The organism is Shewanella spartinae, assembly GCF_019457555.1.
In the GTDB taxonomy this organism is placed as follows: domain Bacteria; phylum Pseudomonadota; class Gammaproteobacteria; order Enterobacterales; family Shewanellaceae; genus Shewanella; species Shewanella loihica.
In genome coordinates this window covers 853,745-869,232 of sequence record NZ_CP080418.1, presented here as the reverse complement: position 1 = coordinate 869,232, position 15,488 = coordinate 853,745, and the positions used below count along the sequence as shown (strand labels likewise).

At 52.9% G+C, this 15,488-nt stretch carries 13 protein-coding genes; 5 read left to right on the top strand and 8 right to left on the bottom strand.

Annotated elements, in window-relative coordinates:
- Window positions 1-45 precede the first annotated feature (45 nt).
- The 3 genes from K0I31_RS03895 to K0I31_RS03885 all read left to right on the top strand — a co-directional run bounded on the left by K0I31_RS03895 (window position 46) and on the right by K0I31_RS03885 (window position 4,465).
- Window positions 46-2,262, top strand: coding sequence for a PAS domain-containing protein (locus tag K0I31_RS03895; RefSeq protein WP_220079973.1), 2,217 nt, complete (start codon window positions 46-48; stop codon window positions 2,260-2,262).
- A gap of 1,489 nt (window positions 2,263-3,751) precedes the next feature.
- Complete coding sequence (locus K0I31_RS03890; RefSeq protein ID WP_220079972.1) at window positions 3,752-4,006, top strand: hypothetical protein; 255 nt, start codon at window positions 3,752-3,754, stop codon at window positions 4,004-4,006.
- Between the two features lie 126 nt (window positions 4,007-4,132).
- Window positions 4,133-4,465, top strand: coding sequence for a hypothetical protein (locus tag K0I31_RS03885; RefSeq protein WP_220079971.1), 333 nt, complete (start codon window positions 4,133-4,135; stop codon window positions 4,463-4,465).
- Window positions 4,466-5,499: 1,034 nt separating this feature from the next.
- Here the strand turns inward: K0I31_RS03885 and K0I31_RS03880 are convergent.
- The 3 genes from K0I31_RS03880 to K0I31_RS03870 all read right to left on the bottom strand — a co-directional run bounded on the left by K0I31_RS03880 (window position 5,500) and on the right by K0I31_RS03870 (window position 8,326).
- Window positions 5,500-6,921 carry a hypothetical protein gene (locus K0I31_RS03880; protein WP_220079970.1) on the bottom strand — a complete coding sequence of 474 codons (1,422 nt, stop codon included), beginning with the start codon at window positions 6,919-6,921 and terminating at the stop codon, window positions 5,500-5,502.
- Between the two features lie 69 nt (window positions 6,922-6,990).
- On the bottom strand, window positions 6,991-7,512 hold the full coding sequence (locus tag K0I31_RS03875) for a hypothetical protein (protein ID WP_144199433.1): 522 nt from the start codon (window positions 7,510-7,512) through the stop codon (window positions 6,991-6,993).
- Entirely contained in the window at window positions 7,505-8,326 is an 822-nt protein-coding gene (locus K0I31_RS03870) for a winged helix-turn-helix domain-containing protein (protein ID WP_220079969.1), read from the bottom strand. The genes K0I31_RS03875 and K0I31_RS03870 overlap by 8 nt, the downstream gene beginning before the upstream one ends.
- A gap of 458 nt (window positions 8,327-8,784) precedes the next feature.
- Here K0I31_RS03870 and K0I31_RS03865 point away from each other — a divergent pair, with 458 nt between their 5' ends.
- Both K0I31_RS03865 and K0I31_RS03860 read left to right on the top strand, forming a co-directional pair.
- Window positions 8,785-9,606: a cytochrome c3 family protein gene (locus K0I31_RS03865; RefSeq protein ID WP_220073164.1), complete on the top strand. Its 822-nt coding sequence runs from the start codon at window positions 8,785-8,787 to the stop codon at window positions 9,604-9,606.
- An 11-nt stretch (window positions 9,607-9,617) separates the two neighbouring features.
- A complete protein-coding gene (locus K0I31_RS03860; RefSeq protein WP_220079968.1) occupies window positions 9,618-10,139 on the top strand; it encodes a hypothetical protein in 522 nt (173 codons plus the stop codon).
- A gap of 158 nt (window positions 10,140-10,297) precedes the next feature.
- Here K0I31_RS03860 and K0I31_RS03855 read toward each other — a convergent pair whose 3' ends face one another.
- The 5 genes from K0I31_RS03855 to epd form a co-directional block, all read right to left on the bottom strand.
- The gene (locus tag K0I31_RS03855; RefSeq protein ID WP_011864563.1) at window positions 10,298-10,753 is read right to left on the bottom strand and encodes a winged helix-turn-helix domain-containing protein; all 456 of its coding nucleotides are present in this window, start codon (window positions 10,751-10,753) and stop codon (window positions 10,298-10,300) included.
- Between the two features lie 247 nt (window positions 10,754-11,000).
- Window positions 11,001-11,741: a DUF481 domain-containing protein gene (locus K0I31_RS03850; protein ID WP_011864562.1), complete on the bottom strand. Its 741-nt coding sequence runs from the start codon at window positions 11,739-11,741 to the stop codon at window positions 11,001-11,003.
- A gap of 211 nt (window positions 11,742-11,952) precedes the next feature.
- Window positions 11,953-13,017, bottom strand: coding sequence for a class II fructose-bisphosphate aldolase (gene fba / locus K0I31_RS03845; protein ID WP_220073162.1), 1,065 nt, complete (start codon window positions 13,015-13,017; stop codon window positions 11,953-11,955).
- A gap of 153 nt (window positions 13,018-13,170) precedes the next feature.
- The gene (locus K0I31_RS03840; RefSeq protein WP_220079967.1) at window positions 13,171-14,346 is read right to left on the bottom strand and encodes a phosphoglycerate kinase; all 1,176 of its coding nucleotides are present in this window, start codon (window positions 14,344-14,346) and stop codon (window positions 13,171-13,173) included.
- A 102-nt stretch (window positions 14,347-14,448) separates the two neighbouring features.
- A complete protein-coding gene (epd, locus tag K0I31_RS03835; RefSeq protein WP_144199445.1) occupies window positions 14,449-15,465 on the bottom strand; it encodes an erythrose-4-phosphate dehydrogenase in 1,017 nt (338 codons plus the stop codon).
- Between the last annotated feature and the right edge of the window lie 23 nt (window positions 15,466-15,488).

Sequence of the window (15,488 nt, the reverse complement as noted above, 5' to 3'; positions counted from 1 at the left end):
TCATGCTAACATAGCCGCAAAATCACTGGGGAAACACCGCTTGCAATGCTGACGCAGAAACAACCACAACTGATCGCCGGACAGGGGCTGCACTGGTCTGCGCAACGCATCTTCTCGGTGGTCACCCAGATCATCATCTTGCTGATCAGCGTCTTGCTCCTCACCAACGTCATCATCACCCTGGGCGAGCGTCGCCTGCAGGAAGATTGGGCCACCCAGAGATACAGCGAACTGCAATCTGTCGGCACCCTAATCGCCGACAAGGTCTCCTTCCAGCAGTTCCGCACCCAGATGTTTGCCAACGACGAGCTGCTCAAGCGCTATCTGACCATCCCCAGCGAGGTGCGCCAACTCAAGCTACAACAGAGCTGGGAGGTGATGATACGCAACATCCCCGAGCTGCTCGATATCGCCCTGTTCGATCCCCAGGGCAAGTATAAGTTTTCCACCACCAACGACTTTAGCCGCGACCCGCTACCACCATCCTTGCTCGGCGGCGCGCGCAACATGGGCGGCAACGAGGTCTACACCTCGCCGCTGGAGTTTACCCCCATCAAGGGCAAGCTCGAGCCTTACCTGTATCAGCTGGCCTGGCTGGAGAACCCCGATCAGAGCGTGCGCGGCTACCTGCTGACCTATCAGTCCATGAGCCGTATGCTGAAAAGCATCAAGCCCGCCTACTCCAGCGCCGAGTCGCCGCTCATGATGCTCGACACCCAGGGGCTACTGTACGCCGGCGCCGAGAGCAAGCCGACCATCAACCGCATCCCGGATACCATGGGCGGCAGCCTGCGCCAGACCTATCCGGCGCTGTGGCGCAAGATGGCCATGAGCAACTTCGGCCAGTTCCACGGCGACGATGCCACCTTCGTCTACCTCAAGATAGAGCTGACCACTCAGTATGAGACGCGCCGGGAATACTACCTGGTCTCCTATGTGCGCAACGACGCCATCGCCGAGCTATTCTCAGAGTGGCGCAACATCTTAATCGTCGGCGCCGTGGTGCTCACCCTGCTGGCCCTGGCGCTGATCCTGCTGAGCCACTCCTACCGCATCGGTCAGCGCTCGCGGGAATACAGTATCGAGCTGGCCCACCGCCTGTTCCACCAAGATATCGGCTGCGTGATCATCAACGACAAGAACCGGGTGATGACAGCTAACGAGAAGGCCGCCGAGCTGCTGTGCCTGCCCCTGGACGAGCTGCAAGATCGTAACCTGCAGCGGATCCTGCAGTTCGAGAACGAGCAGTACGCCGAGGTCGCGGCCCAGCTTGAGGCCAATAACAAATGGCAAGGGGTCATCGACTTCGACTCGCCCGGCGGTAGCCATCTGGCGATCACTGTCACCAGCTCACCGCGCCGCAGCCGTCAGGAAAAATATTATCTGGTCACCTTCGAGGATGTATCTCAGCTGAGAAAGGTCCAGCATCAGGCCAAGCTCAACGAGCTGCTGAACGACAACGCCATCCCCTGCGCCCTGGTGCAGGCCAACGGCATGCTGGAGCTGGCCAACCAGGCCTTCATGCAGCTGGTCTCCATCCACGACATTCAGGGCAAGAACCTCACCGATCTGCTCAACAACGACCTCAGCTCCCAGTGGCCGAGGATCACCCAGCAGATCTTGCTGCAGGGCAGCTGGAAGGGGCAGATCCTCTGTGACCCCAACAGCAAGGAGAACACCTGCCTACAGGCGACCCTCAAGGGCCACCTGGACGCCGCCGGTGAGATAGAACATATCGTCTGCACCCTGGAGCAGGCGCAGAAGCGCGCCCTGCTGCAAGACACCGGCGACTTCATCCCCCACCGCAGCGCCATCTTAGTGAACCTCAGGGATCTGGACGACTACTTCAAGTCACTCAGCCCCGTCAGTCGCGAGCACTCCAGCCTGCTGCTGATCGACATCACCGCCGAGAGTATGCTGAGCCACATGAGTGATATCGGCCAGCTGGAGAACCGTCAGCGGGAGGTGGAGATCCATATCCTCAGGACCCTGCCGGTCAACTACCAGATGTCTCACTGGCAGCTGGGCAAGCTGATCGTCATACTGCCGGACACCAGCTCGGACGACGCCCACCACTTCGCGGTCAAGTCCCTGAACGGCCTCAACGAGATAGGCTTGGGCACAGGCATCTGCATGGGGATCGCCAGCTACCAGACAGGCCAGAACCTGGAGCAATACCTGAGTAACGCCGAGGTGGCGCTCAAGCGCGCCAAGCAGATAGGTGAGCAGAATATTTGCCAGGCGTTTACGAGGCAAAACTAGGTTTTTGATCTGCATACTCAGCGGCGTATGCTTAGCCTTTGAAGGTTTCAGCCCTTAGCTGAAGTGGTGTTTGAACGAGAGATTGAAGGTCGTACCTTCATGGCAACCTAACGCCTGTCCGGCGGGGATCGTGCAAACACTATTTTGGCACGCCACGAGCACTTCCCTGTGGGCTCTGCGAAATTATCTGACCTCCACGGATGGAGGGAATGCCAAAAAATGTTGGGAACATTTTTGGCCCTGATTTCGAAGGCCAAAATCGTGTTTACATTGGGTATCCAACGCCTCTTCGATTTAACGTCATTATTTGCTTCAAGGGTTTCAGGCTTTACCCTTACTTGAATTGAGTAGGGGATTGAAGGTCGTACCTTCATGGCAATCTAACGCCTGCCCAGCTGGGAGCGTTTGTTCACATTTTGCTGCTGTAGCGTCTACCGGGTTTGTTGTTGGGATGCTGGTTGAAGGTCGTACCTTCATGGCAACCTAACGCCTGTCCGGCGGGGATCGTGCAAACACTATTTTGGCACGCCACGAGCACTTCCCTGTGAGCTCTGCGAAATCATCCCTGATTTCGAAGGCCAAAATCGTGTTTACACTGGGTATTCAACGTCTCTTCGATTTCGCTTCATTTGATGTGAGTAGGAGGGCTAGATGAGTGTTCGGCAGGTTGCCAAACTCTACTCGCTAGACTGCGCATCTATACAGATTTTGCAAAAAAGCGCCCCTTTCGCTTCCTACTATGTAATCTTGCTGTTCTCGCTTTGTTTTTTGAAAATTCGTAACTAATTGATTAAATTTAGTAAAAAACTGAGCATCAGCCATTTAATAGGGAGTGGTGGAGGTCTCGCCCTTCCTCTCAAATAAGCCAAGTCTCGCTTTGTTTTCGGGCTGCTTATTCTCTCCTTGTTATGTAATACTGTTATTGATATAAATTTCAGATATTTAAAAAGTTTGCCGCGATGTACATTAGTAGGAAGTGATTTACATAGGCGGCATTCTCGCTAATAAGCGTTATGCTAAGTAAATAGATGAACATTTCCCGAAAGATAAGCAACTTTTTTACTAGGAGAAATAATTCTCAATGCTCGCTATCAAGTAATGATATAGGTATTCGATACTTTAGAGATAGTATTGAAGAGAGCAGCTTTGAGTGGAAGGAATGCATAAAAATAGTGACCTATAAGGACGACCTAATCACGACCGATTTAATTTGTTTGGAGTTTGAGCTTAATAATGGAAAAGTGTTTCTCGCGCATGAAGAACAAAGTGGTTTCGAACATCTGATCGGAATACTAAGTAAAATCTTTCCCTCTATAGATGAAAATTGGTATGCGGAAGTAATGCAGCCCGCATTTGAAACGAATTTTAAAGTTTTATATGAACGTTGAGCATAACAATTTGCTCAACCCAAAAATTACTCGCTGACTCGCTCGCAATGTTTCGGGCTAGCAAGGCGTTATGTAGCTAAGGAAAGTTTGCAGTAATCATCATGAGTAACCCTAAAATATGCGTACACTGCAAGAAGCCAGTAGAAAAGTATTCCGAGGATTACAAAGTCTTTGAGCAAATGCATTGGCTTTGTTTTCACCTGGTGTTTGAGCACGAAGGTGATCCCGATGTAGCATGTGATGATCCAGCTTGTCCTTGGCTTCACATTGAGGTTTTGCGCAGTAAATTAGAAGAATTAGGTGTTGATCCTCAGGAAGCTATAACCAAGGCAATCAATAAAAAATGGAAGTTATGAAATCGCAACATAACAAGCGCCTTATGTTGCTCGTAAACTCGCTGGGACAAATTTTCGCGGGCTTTTCGCTTCGCTCAAGTTTAGCCCACTCCATTTGCCCCATAGGCGGGCGTTATACGAACACGGATGAATAAGCACCTACGCTCCAAAAACTACGCACAAGCAAAAGCAAAGTTAATGTGGCTGTTTCCAGCTGCAATAATGCTGTTAACTTCTGCTAGCTTTGCAACAGACATTGAGTTGAGCAAGTTAGTTTTAATTACAATTTTGCTTGTTGCTTCAATAGCAGGCTTTGTTCATACCTTATTAGCGCTAAAGTGGCAGTTGATACAGACAAGATTTGGCACATACTACAAGGCTGAAAACCCTAAAAAGTTTAATGCTATGGTTCTGTTGTCTATTGTGGGTTTTGCAGTAACATCAACAATGGTCACCTTTCTGATGCTAATGTTCGTATAACAAGCGGTTTATGGATGGGACTCGAAATAGCTTGCTCAGGTTCGTTCCTCACCAAGTTTAGCAAGCCAACACTCGTCCCATAGCAAGGCGTTATATCTTATGAGCATGGATTTCATTGCGAACATTTTTGTCGGAATTTGGTTAGTTGGATTTATTACAGGGCTAGCTGCAGCCATTGGTCTTTCCACTTTGCACAAATGTGGAAAAGAAGTCCCCTTCCTGCTTAAGTACTCGGGAATCTCGGTATTTTTTCCTAAATACTATCTAGCAAATGAAACGCGCAGAAGAGTTGTTGCTGGATTAATATCGATCTGCGTTTGCTGTATTCTCCTAGGTCTTGCCTGGATCTTGATTACTGTTCCAGAAGCGAGAGACGCAATTTGGAATGAAGTTAGTGGAAGGAATCTATAACAAACACCTTAAAAACTAACACAATACACTTGGCTTGTACTCATTTCCCCTAGTTTCAGCCCAGTACCTTTCACCTCTAAGACAGGCGTTATTCACACAAGGATTATTCCATATCTGATGACGACTAAAGCCGAAAATCTAACACTCCCTCATCCCCAAAATATGCGCTTAATCAAGCTAATGGATACCAAATGTGGCTAAATCGAAGAGATAAATAAATAGGTGTAGATACGCCGGTGAGCTTCCGAAACAGGGATGTTTCGGCAGAGCCTACAAGGAAGTATTCACGGCGTCTCACAGGCGTATCTGCACGTATAGCCTGCCGCAGGCAATTCAAAACAATAACGGTTAACGCTATACATAGCCAAATTGGTCAAAGCTAGTTGAAGCTCAAAAACTAAATGCTTTATCTAATAAACCCTATCCATCAACCGCATAGGTTAATCGAAGAGACGGATAACTAGGTGTATCTGCACATAAGGTCGCTCATTCACATCCATGTGATTGCGACATTGGTGCATCCATGCACTGCACCTGCCGCAGGCAATTCAAAACAAAGATGGTTAACGCTACGAATAGCGAAATTCAAATCAAAATCAGCCAGACTAGGCCCCAGCCCAAATCTAGGCGCTTGGACTTGCGCCTTCCTCATCATGTTCAAACCCGATGGCCTCGATGCCATCCGGCATCTCACTCTGACTGATATCCACTATGGTGGAGCGATTCATGGTGATCTTGTAGCGGGCAAACTGGGGCGGCTTGCGGCCCTCTTGTAGGGAGAGCACCAGGTTGATCTGGTAGCGGCGCTCTACCGAGTCGCTGCTGATCTTGCCGTCCGCCTCCTTGTAGATCTTGGCCTTGCCGCGCTCCAGGTAACGGGCGAAGGGGGCCAGGCTGAAGTTCACCTGCTCCTGTATGGTGGAGTAGCCGGCGAGGAAGTCTTTGCTGGCGATACGCGAGTTGATGCCATAGTGAAGTATGTCGGCGTCCAGCTTGTTCTGGCTGTGACGGCGCTTCAATATCTCGTCTATCTCCTCGGGGAGATCCTTAGACTTAACGAAATCGATCCATACATGCTGCTTGGCGATCATCGCCTGGCTAGTAGTATCGCGCAGGATGCGGCTCCAGCGGGGACGGCCCTTCTGGATCACCCGCCACAGGGCGTTGCGAATATCTTCCTTGAAGATCTCGCGAAAGCCATAGATCACCGCCAGGGTGAACACCAGGGCCATGGTGAGGCCGCTGAAGATCCCCTGGGCCTTGATAATGAGCGACGAAACCACCAGCATGACGAAGGCGGTGGCGATGCCCGTGGTCATCTTCTTCAGGCCCACGCCGAGACGCTTCTGCTCCTCTTTTAACACAACCCCTTGCTGGATCAAGCGGCGCAGCAGTAACATCTTGTTGGAGATGCGGTTCGGGTCACTCTGGGTCTGGGAGGAGTTGTAGTTCTTGCTGTCGCGGTAGCTGTTCTCGCTGCGGCACAGGTTGATCACCTCCTCCACCACCTCGCTATAGTCGCTGCTGCGGGGCGCGTGGGACATGAGTTTCAGCAGGCGCTGCTCACAGAACCAGGAGAGGTAGTTGTCGGCGTTCTCGAAGTAGTGCTTCCACTTAGGATCGCTGGGCTCGTTACGGCGAAACTTCTTCAGCAGCTGGGTGACGATTTCGCTGAGATCTTTGAGGGAGGCGTAGAACTGCTCCACATCCTCCACCTGCGCCAGCTCCTTGCTGTCGGTCTCGATGGCCACGGCAAACTGGTAGGCAAACAGGTTGAGGTAGAGCCTGAACTCCTCGACGGTACGCTTCTTCTGACTGATGAAACGGCCCTGCACCAGCGGCAGGTGCAGTCCGGAGGAGTAATAGGAGCGCCGGCCGGCGATGGCCGCGTGATAATATTCTTCTTCGTCGAGGCTCTGGGGATTGATCCCCATCTCTTTGGGCAGAAAGAAATAGAGGTCGAGCCGTCTATGGTCGCCCACCTTCATCTGATGGGTAAACTTGATCGACAGAGACTCTTCCTGCTTGATATTAACCTTAGACACAAAACCTCAGAATAATAGAATTATTTCAGTAATTTAGAAATGCACACCCTGAGTATAGCCCAAGTGCGGCTATTGCACTATACGGCAGCCGCAGACGGTGTTACTCGGCTGGAACAATACCACGGCATAGTCCCTGTGGGGATCTAATTCCAGCGGCTCGATAGAGAGATTGTGCATCCCCTTGCTGTCCAGGTTAAAGGAGCTGATATAGGAGAGGTACTGCATGTGTCTTGGCATCGCCTCGGTCGACTCGGCGCCGCTCTCCTCCTTGGTCTCAACCGAGAAGTTATAGCGGCCGTTGGCCTCATCGAATTCGAGGTACTTGCCCTGCATGCGTATGATCCCCGCCGAGGTGCCGTCGAGATTGAAGTAGCGGTAGTTGATCTGCGCCTGCTGCTTCTTGGCCATGATATCCACCAGGAGATAGTGACGCCCCTCCGCCTGGGCGTCGTCGCGGCGGTCGAACAGCTCAGAGCTACAGCTAAGCATCAGGGTTTCGCTGGGATTGAGGTAGCGATAGCTGATGGTGATGCTAATCGCCAGCAGCCCCAGCACGATAATGTTGATCGCCCACAGCACCTTTCTATTCACACAAAGATACCTCTTTAAACCAGGCCTCGGAGATAAACACCTTCTGCTGCCTGTAATCGGTTAACTTAAGGTTGCGCACCAGAGATTGCCCCATCCGCTCGCCGCGCATGGTGATGTTAAACACCTGCTTATCGTGGGAGAGCGACATATAGACCTCTTTCCAGGGCGAGGACTCGCAGCGCTCGAACGCCTGGGACATCTTCTCCGACAGGCGCAGCAGCGAGGTGTTGTTGGTCTTGGACTTGGCGTAGCTGATAAACATCACCTTCTGCCCCGACTCTAAGGTGATGCCATGGCGCAGATAGGGCTCGGTATGTTGCGCCTCGAAATTGACCGAGGAGAAGAGCTGCAAGGAGACCAGCGCCCCCAGCAGCAGGACGATAAGCCCAATCCAGAGCTTGATCCAGCGATGACGCTTGCCAAACAGCCAGGCCAGCACAGCCTCTATGCGCTCGCCCAGGCCATGGAGTTCGCCGTTTGCCGAGGCGTTATCGGTATGATGCGCAGACGAGGGGACGCCGCTTTCCAGGCGCAGGCGATAGCCCTTTCCCTTGACGGTTTCTATCATGTGTTCATGCAGCGGACCGAGGAAGGAGCGCAGCATAAATACCGCCCGCGCCACCGACGAATCGCTTAATGGCGGATGCTCGTCATCCCCCGCCCCTAAGACGCGCTTAGCCACTACCTTGTCGCTATTGGCCAGCAGGAGCAGCAACACCTGCAGCTCGGCGCGCGGTAGATGCCACTCTTCACCCGTTAACTCATTGGTGAGCACGCCTGCATGTCTGTCGAATCGGCAATCACCCAGTTGCATCTTGGTTACTCTTTCATTTCGCTGTGCATAAGCTTATGCAAACCCAGCAAAAAAATCTGTGATCCCCTCTATCTCCTCGAAAGTCATCTAGAAAATACCCTTACAATAGCTAGGGAGTTAAGCGCTCTGTGATCCCAGCCCCCTTCTTCATCCACTAAGCCCCAATATTTATCCCTGGCTGAAACCTCGTGAATTAACATGAATGCTACAAATAGAGTGACACGACTCACACTGCAACCCCCTTCAGCGATGACTCATTAGGGTATCGATTAATTAAATCGATACAAGGCGCCGAAAAAATCGGCGCAGGCAGATGCGCGCCCAGCTCCAAGCTTCATCCAGCCCAGGTCACACTATTTGCAATCTACCCAGACCACACTGGCCTCAAGTTCAAACCGGCGTATCCCTTTAACCACGCCAACAACAAAAATAACATCTATCCAAGTGAGGACATTGTCATGACCATCAATAGACGCCAAGCACTTAGCCAAATCATCGGCATCAGCACCGCCGCGGCGGGCGCAACCCTAATAGGCACATCGGCCTTCGCCGCCACCGACGATCAAGGTAACTACAAACTGGAACTGGGTGAGAAACTCAAGTATGTCCCCCTGGATCCTATGGCAACGGCCAAGCTCGCTTATGAGACAGGCGGTGGCTGTATGCACCAGGTGTTTCACGCGCTAGTCACCATGTTGGCCAACTCTGAAAGCGCCGACGCCGCCAAGTTTGCAACGATTCCTACCGCACTGGCCGGCTATGGCTGGGCGGGTATCGTGGGTCAGGGCACTGTGTGTGGTAACAACAACGCCACAGGTATGCTGGTAAACATTCTCGACGACATCAATGGCCAGAACGCCGCGGTGATCGGCGCCTCTTTCCGCTACTACGAAGTGACCGAGCTGCCTTTCTCCAGCGACGAGTTCGTGGCCGGTATCGGTTCTACCGCCGAGAAGACGGCACTTGTGGGTAAGTCATCTGTTGCCAACAGCATACTGTGTCACTCCTCTATCAGTAACTGGTCTAAGGCCTCAGGCTTTACCTTCAGCCAGAAGGGTGAGCGTTGTAAGCGTCTGTCGGCCTCTGTGGCCTACCATGTGGTCGAGCTGCTTAACCGTGCCTACAAAGGCGAAGATATCTCTGCCCTGCCTGAATCAAAGCCTTCGAGCGAGGCACAAGCTTGCCAAAGCTGTCACGGCGTAGAGAGCACCATGGGCAGCGCCGCCAGCGTGAAGTCTGACATGGAATGTACGACTTGCCATACCGGCCACTTTAACTAAAGGAGCAGGTCATGAATGAGAAGTTATTAACAGCCCTACTGGCAACGGCGCTTATCTGCGGCGGCTGCGGTAGTGACGACAATGATGACAACGACGGCGGCGAGATCACTCCGCCACCGGTTGCCGACACCATAGATGCCGGTGAGGCATTGGCCATCAACCTGACCCTGGCCGAGTTTGACGGCGAGACGGGCACACTCAACTTTGCCCTGAAGGATGACGCCGGCCTGGCCATCACCAATGCCACGGATTACCGTATCGTCTACTTCGGTTTCCCTGACAGCTCCACCACCTCACGTAACGCCAAGGCGTGGAAGCACTGGCACGTGACCCAGAGCTACTCATGTGATAGCGCCGCCGGCGATTGCCAGGGCGTGCTGCAAGAGACAGACAAGGGTCAATACAGCTTCGATGCCACGGATCTTAACTGGGATGCCAACACGGCGCCTGGTTCGGTGAAGGAATACAAGGTAGGTATCGAGATCAAGGGTGCCAAGGCGACCAACGAACTGGTTCTGCTCCCCTCCACTTAACCCACTGCACCACTTTGAGGGCCATCACCTAGCGTGTGGCCCTTTTTTTATGTCCGCTCCTGCCAATCTTTCGGCAACAGCAGAGCGCTGTCAGCTAAATAAAGCCTAAAGCTAAACCTGCCCAGCAAGCGGGACACGGCCATAGATAGAAGAAGAGGTTATTGCTCGCCGATGATCTCGGCTAACGAGGGCAGATAGTTGAAGGGCTCAAACACTGAATAGATGAGCAGAAACAGAAGCAGCAGCTGAGAGATCAGCAGTATGTATTGCTGCTTGGTCATGCGGCGGATAGGCCCGTTGCCCAGCAGCTCGCGGTGAGGCGAGAGTTTGCTGTGCAGTATATAACCCTGATCGTCCACCGACTCTAGCAGCTTGCCCGACGGACTGCCGAGAAAGAAACGGATGCGGTCCACCGCCTGCACCAGACGCGCCATGTTGGCGTCATCCTCGGGTAGGCAGGCCAACAGGTCGGCATTGGACATCACCTGACCCCGGTGCTCGGTCAATAGTTTAAGCACGGCAAACTCCGCACCTGGCATAAGCCAGCTGGTGTCATTGTCCTGATTCGACAGCGTCGACTGGGACGGCTCAAACCAACAGCAACCTATCTGCATCCGGGTCTCACACTTAAGGGGGAATTACACAAATATCGCGATGCCTGTTAAGGCTAGCGTCTAGTTGTTAGTGTGACATTTTACCCGGCCAACTTTCGTGACAATCAGCACATAACCCATTAAATTATCTGAATAATTATGATACACCCTGATACAGATTTAAGCCCGTTTAGGCTTAATTTCAGCCAGATTTCAGACAAAAAAAAGACGCCCAAAAAGGCGTCTCTTAAGTCCAATAAAAACCCTATTAGAAAGAGTACAATAGCGTCATGTTGGTTTCGGTATCTGTGCTCTTCTTGTTATCCAGCGGCTCGCTGTTGTAACGCACGATGACGGCAAACTTCATCGCTAGGGCGCCAACGATATTGGCCGTGATAGAGGTTTCAGAGCGACCTTCCAGGCTCTCGCCATAATCGGCCACAAACAGCTGCTTGAACTTAGAGTTGTCGGTGATCTCGGTTTCGAAGTTCATCACGCCGTGAGCCACCCAGCTCTCTTCGGTGTCGTAACCCGCTTCGGCGGCGCTCTCATCGTCCAGACGCTTGTACTGGAAACCCGGACCCACTTCGACGGCAAAGGTCGTCTTCTCGGTATCGACAAACTTGTGACCATAACCGGCAGAAATCGTTGACTTAGAATCGAAACCGGTAAAGGGATCTATCTCGTGGTTGGCATTAGCAAACATGTAATTCACGTCGCTGAACTTGTAGTTGCCCTGTACCAGGCCGTAGTAGCGCTTACCCGTCTCTTCGCCGCTGTCCTCTTTGTAGAGGGCTTCTAGCAGGTATTGGTTTTCCCAGTTACCCAGCTCGTGCTTCATGTCCAGACGGCCCTTGAGAGAGGTCGTCTCTGTGTTACCCGTAGTCACCGTCGCACCCAGTTCGGCGTCGGCGGCAAAGGTTCTGTCACCCTTAACGAAATCGGCGCCCGCGTGCGCTGCAAAAGGGGCCGCCATCAGGATGGCCGTAGCCGTCAGCAATTTTTTCATTATCTGTTTACCTATTTATCTAAGTCCCTTAAAAATTGGCGCAATAGTATCATCCGGCGCACAGAAATGAAAATTACGCTTGCCTTTCCAGCATTTTGAACTAACAGCTCAGCTAAGGGCGAGAGTTAGTCCTTACTCTTTGTGGCGTTTTTACCATAAAAAAAGCCCACCAAATTGGCGGGCCTTTTTCATATTGGGTCGTCAGACCGAATTAGTTCACCTGTGGATCTAACTCGCCAGACTGGTATGCCTTATACATGGCCTGCAGTGACTTAGGCTTGATCTTAGAACCCATGCCCGCCGCACCGAAGGCTTCGTAGCGAACGGTACAGATGTCTGCCATCGCTTCCATAGAGGCTTTCAGGAATTTACGTGGGTCGAACTCGCTTGGGTTCTCCGCCAGGAACTTACGTACCGCACCGGTAGAGGCCAGACGCAGGTCGGTGTCGATGTTAACCTTACGCACACCATGCTTGATACCTTCGACGATCTCTTCCAGTGGCACACCATAGGTTTCAGGGATGGCGCCGCCATACTGATTGATCACTTCCAGCCACTCTTGCGGCACAGAAGAAGAACCGTGCATGACCAGGTGGGTGTTAGGGATACGTGCGTGGATCTCTTTGATACGGTCGATACGCAGCACGTCGCCGGTAGGCTTACGGCTAAACTTGTAGGCACCATGGCTGGTACCGATAGCGATGGCCAGGGCATCCACGTGAGTGTCGGCCACGAAACGCGCCGCTTCTTCCGGCGTGGTCAGCAGCTGATCTTCGCTCAGGATACCTTCGGCGCCAACACCATCTTCTTCACCGGCTTGGCCAGTTTCCAGGCTACCCAGACAGCCGATCTCACCCTCTACCGACACACCACAGGCGTGGGCGAAGGCAACCGTCTTGCGGGTCACGTCGACGTTGTACTCGTATGAAGCCGGTGTCTTACCGTCTGACATCAGCGAGCCGTCCATCATGACTGAAGACATACCCAGCTGGATAGAACGCTGGCACACGTCAGGGTGAGTACCGTGATCTTGGTGGATACACACAGGGATATCTGGGTACTGCTCGAGCGCCGCCGCCATCAGATACTTCAGGAACTGAGGACGAGCATACTTACGCGCACCGGCTGACGCCTGAACGATAACTGGGCTGTCTGTGGCTTCTGCCGCCTGCATGATGGCGCGCATCTGCTCCAGGTTGTTAACGTTGAACGCGGGAACGCCGTATCCGTGCTCTGCGGCATGGTCTAGCAGTTGACGTAGGGAAATTAAGGCCATTTTTAACTCCAATAATAGGGTGGTAATCGGGCTATGCCCGTTTAGCCACCGAGGTCACTATCGTTTGGACAGATTTTGATACCGACAACCGGGGCGCGAACTCCTTGCGACCCGACTATCGGCGGTTTCTTATAATACTAATTATTTTTTTGCTTATTCGCCGCGGCTTTCCAGCATAGCCACAGCAGGCAGTTCCTTACCTTCCAGGAATTCCAGGAAGGCGCCACCACCGGTAGAGATGTAAGAGACCTTATCGGCGATATCGTACTTGTCGACCGCCGCCAGGGTGTCACCACCGCCCGCGATAGAGAAGGCAGAAGAGTCGGCGATCGCCTGAGCGATACGCTTGGTGCCTTCACCGAACTGGTCGAACTCGAACACGCCTACCGGGCCGTTCCAGACGATGGTGCCGGCGTTCTTGAGGATCTCGGCCAGCGCCTCGGCGCTGTCAGGGCCGATGTCGAAGATCATATCTTCATCCGCCACCTGATCGACCGCCTTGAGGGTCGCGCTCGCCGTTGGGCTGAACTCACTCGCCACGACGACGTCGGTCGGTACTGGGATGTCACCGCCACGGCTCTGGGCATTGGCCACCAGACGCTTGGCTTCATCGATTAGGTCCGCTTCATAAAGCGACTTACCCACGTTATGACCGGCTGCGGCGATGAAGGTGTTGGCGATACCGCCACCTACGACGAGCTGATCGACAATGCCAGAGAGGCTCTCGAGCACGGTCAGCTTGGTCGACACCTTAGAGCCGCCTACGATGGCTACCAGCGGACGCGCCGGGTTGTCCATCGCCTTACCTAAAGCTTCCAGCTCATCGGCAAGCAGTGGACCGGCGCAGGCCACAGGGGCGTACAGGCCAACACCGTGAGTCGATGCCTGGGCGCGGTGTGCAGTGCCGAAGGCGTCCATCACATACACGTCACACAGGGCAGCCAGTTTCTTGGCCAGCGCCTCGTCGTTCTTCTTCTCGCCGACGTTGAAGCGCACGTTCTCGAACACCACGACTTCACTGACATTGGCTTCTACGCCGTCAAGGTAGTCTTTAGCCAGACGTACCGGGCAATCCAGCGCCTTGTCCAGGTAATCAACAACCGGCTGCATAGAGAACTCGCTGTTGTACTCGCCTTCGGTCGGACGACCCAGGTGAGACATCACCATCACGGCCGCGCCTTTCTCCAGCGCCAGCTTGATGGTTGGCAGAGAGGCACGCAGACGCGCATCGCTGGTGACCACGCCATTGCTGACCGGGACATTGAGGTCTTCACGGATAAGCACGCGCTTGCCCTGAAGATCTAACGCTGACATATTGATAATCGCCATTTCACGTTTCCTTAAGTTTAAAGTTAAAAATAAAAGTTAAAGCAAAACTGGGCTACCTACCGCAGGGACGCTTCACCGGCCATAGGTTTAAAATCTTTAAAATCAGGCTCTAACGGCCTTTATCATCTCTAAACTGGTGTCCAACATACGGTTGGCAAAGCCCCACTCGTTGTCACACCACAACAGCAACTTCACCAGATGGCCGTCGCTCACCCGGGTCTGGGTGCCATCGACGATACTGGATCTGGGATCATGGTTAAAATCGCACGATACCAATGGCGCATTAGTATAGCCCACAACCCCTTGGTATGAGCCATTTGCCGCCTGAGATAATACCTGGTTCACTGTATCGATATCGACACGTTTATCTAAGGTGACCGATAAGTCAATTGCAGTCACATTAATTGTCGGCACGCGCACAGATATCGCCTCGAACTTATCCTTCATCTCGGGCAAGATCCGCTCGATCCCTCTGGCCAGCTTGGTATCTACTGGAATGATCGACTGCCCCGCCGCGCGGGTGCGTCTTAGGTCGTCATGATAGGCATCGATCACCTGCTGATCGTTCATCGCCGAGTGGATGGTGGTGATGGCGCCGCTGCGCACCTTAAAGGCGCGGTCCAGCACCTGGATAATGGGCACTAGGCAGTTGGTGGTGCAGGAGGCGTTAGAGACCACCTTATGTTCGGCCTTGAGATCTTGATGATTCACGCCGTAGACGATAGTGGCGTCCACATCGCCGGATGAGGGATGGCTGATCAGCACCTGTTTGGCGCCCGCCCTGATATGGGCCTCACAGGCCTGGCGGTCGATGAGGGCACCCGTGGCCTCGAACACGATATCGATATCCAGGGATTGCCAGGGGAGCTTCTCGGCATCGGCCTCATGGAGCAATTGGATACGATCATCCCCTATGGTCATCACGTTGGCGTCGAGTGACGCGGGAGACTGAAAACGACCATGGGTGGTATCGTATTGGGTCAGATGAAGCATGGCTTCGGGGTTGGCGAGTTCATTAATGGCGACAATCTGAATCTGATCCCGCTTGCCTGACTCATAGAGAGCACGAAGAATCGAGCGACCGATACGGCCATAACCATTAATAGCAACTTTAATCATTAAGTGCTTCTACTCCTAACACC

Bases quoted from the DNA above. Each gene is read 5' to 3' on its own strand.
- K0I31_RS03895 (WP_220079973.1), top strand. From the start codon at position 46: ATGCTGACGCAGAAACAACCACAACTGATCGCCGGACAGGGGCTGCAC.
- K0I31_RS03890 (WP_220079972.1), top strand. From the start codon at position 3,752: ATGAGTAACCCTAAAATATGCGTACACTGCAAGAAGCCAGTAGAAAAG.
- K0I31_RS03885 (WP_220079971.1), top strand. From the start codon at position 4,133: ATGAATAAGCACCTACGCTCCAAAAACTACGCACAAGCAAAAGCAAAG.
- K0I31_RS03870 (WP_220079969.1), bottom strand. From the start codon at position 8,326: ATGCAACTGGGTGATTGCCGATTCGACAGACATGCAGGCGTGCTCACC.
- K0I31_RS03865 (WP_220073164.1), top strand. From the start codon at position 8,785: ATGACCATCAATAGACGCCAAGCACTTAGCCAAATCATCGGCATCAGC.
- K0I31_RS03860 (WP_220079968.1), top strand. From the start codon at position 9,618: ATGAATGAGAAGTTATTAACAGCCCTACTGGCAACGGCGCTTATCTGC.
- K0I31_RS03855 (WP_011864563.1), bottom strand. From the start codon at position 10,753: ATGCAGATAGGTTGCTGTTGGTTTGAGCCGTCCCAGTCGACGCTGTCG.
- K0I31_RS03850 (WP_011864562.1), bottom strand. From the start codon at position 11,741: ATGAAAAAATTGCTGACGGCTACGGCCATCCTGATGGCGGCCCCTTTT.
- fba (WP_220073162.1), bottom strand. From the start codon at position 13,017: ATGGCCTTAATTTCCCTACGTCAACTGCTAGACCATGCCGCAGAGCAC.
- K0I31_RS03840 (WP_220079967.1), bottom strand. From the start codon at position 14,346: ATGGCGATTATCAATATGTCAGCGTTAGATCTTCAGGGCAAGCGCGTG.
- epd (WP_144199445.1), bottom strand. From the start codon at position 15,465: ATGATTAAAGTTGCTATTAATGGTTATGGCCGTATCGGTCGCTCGATT.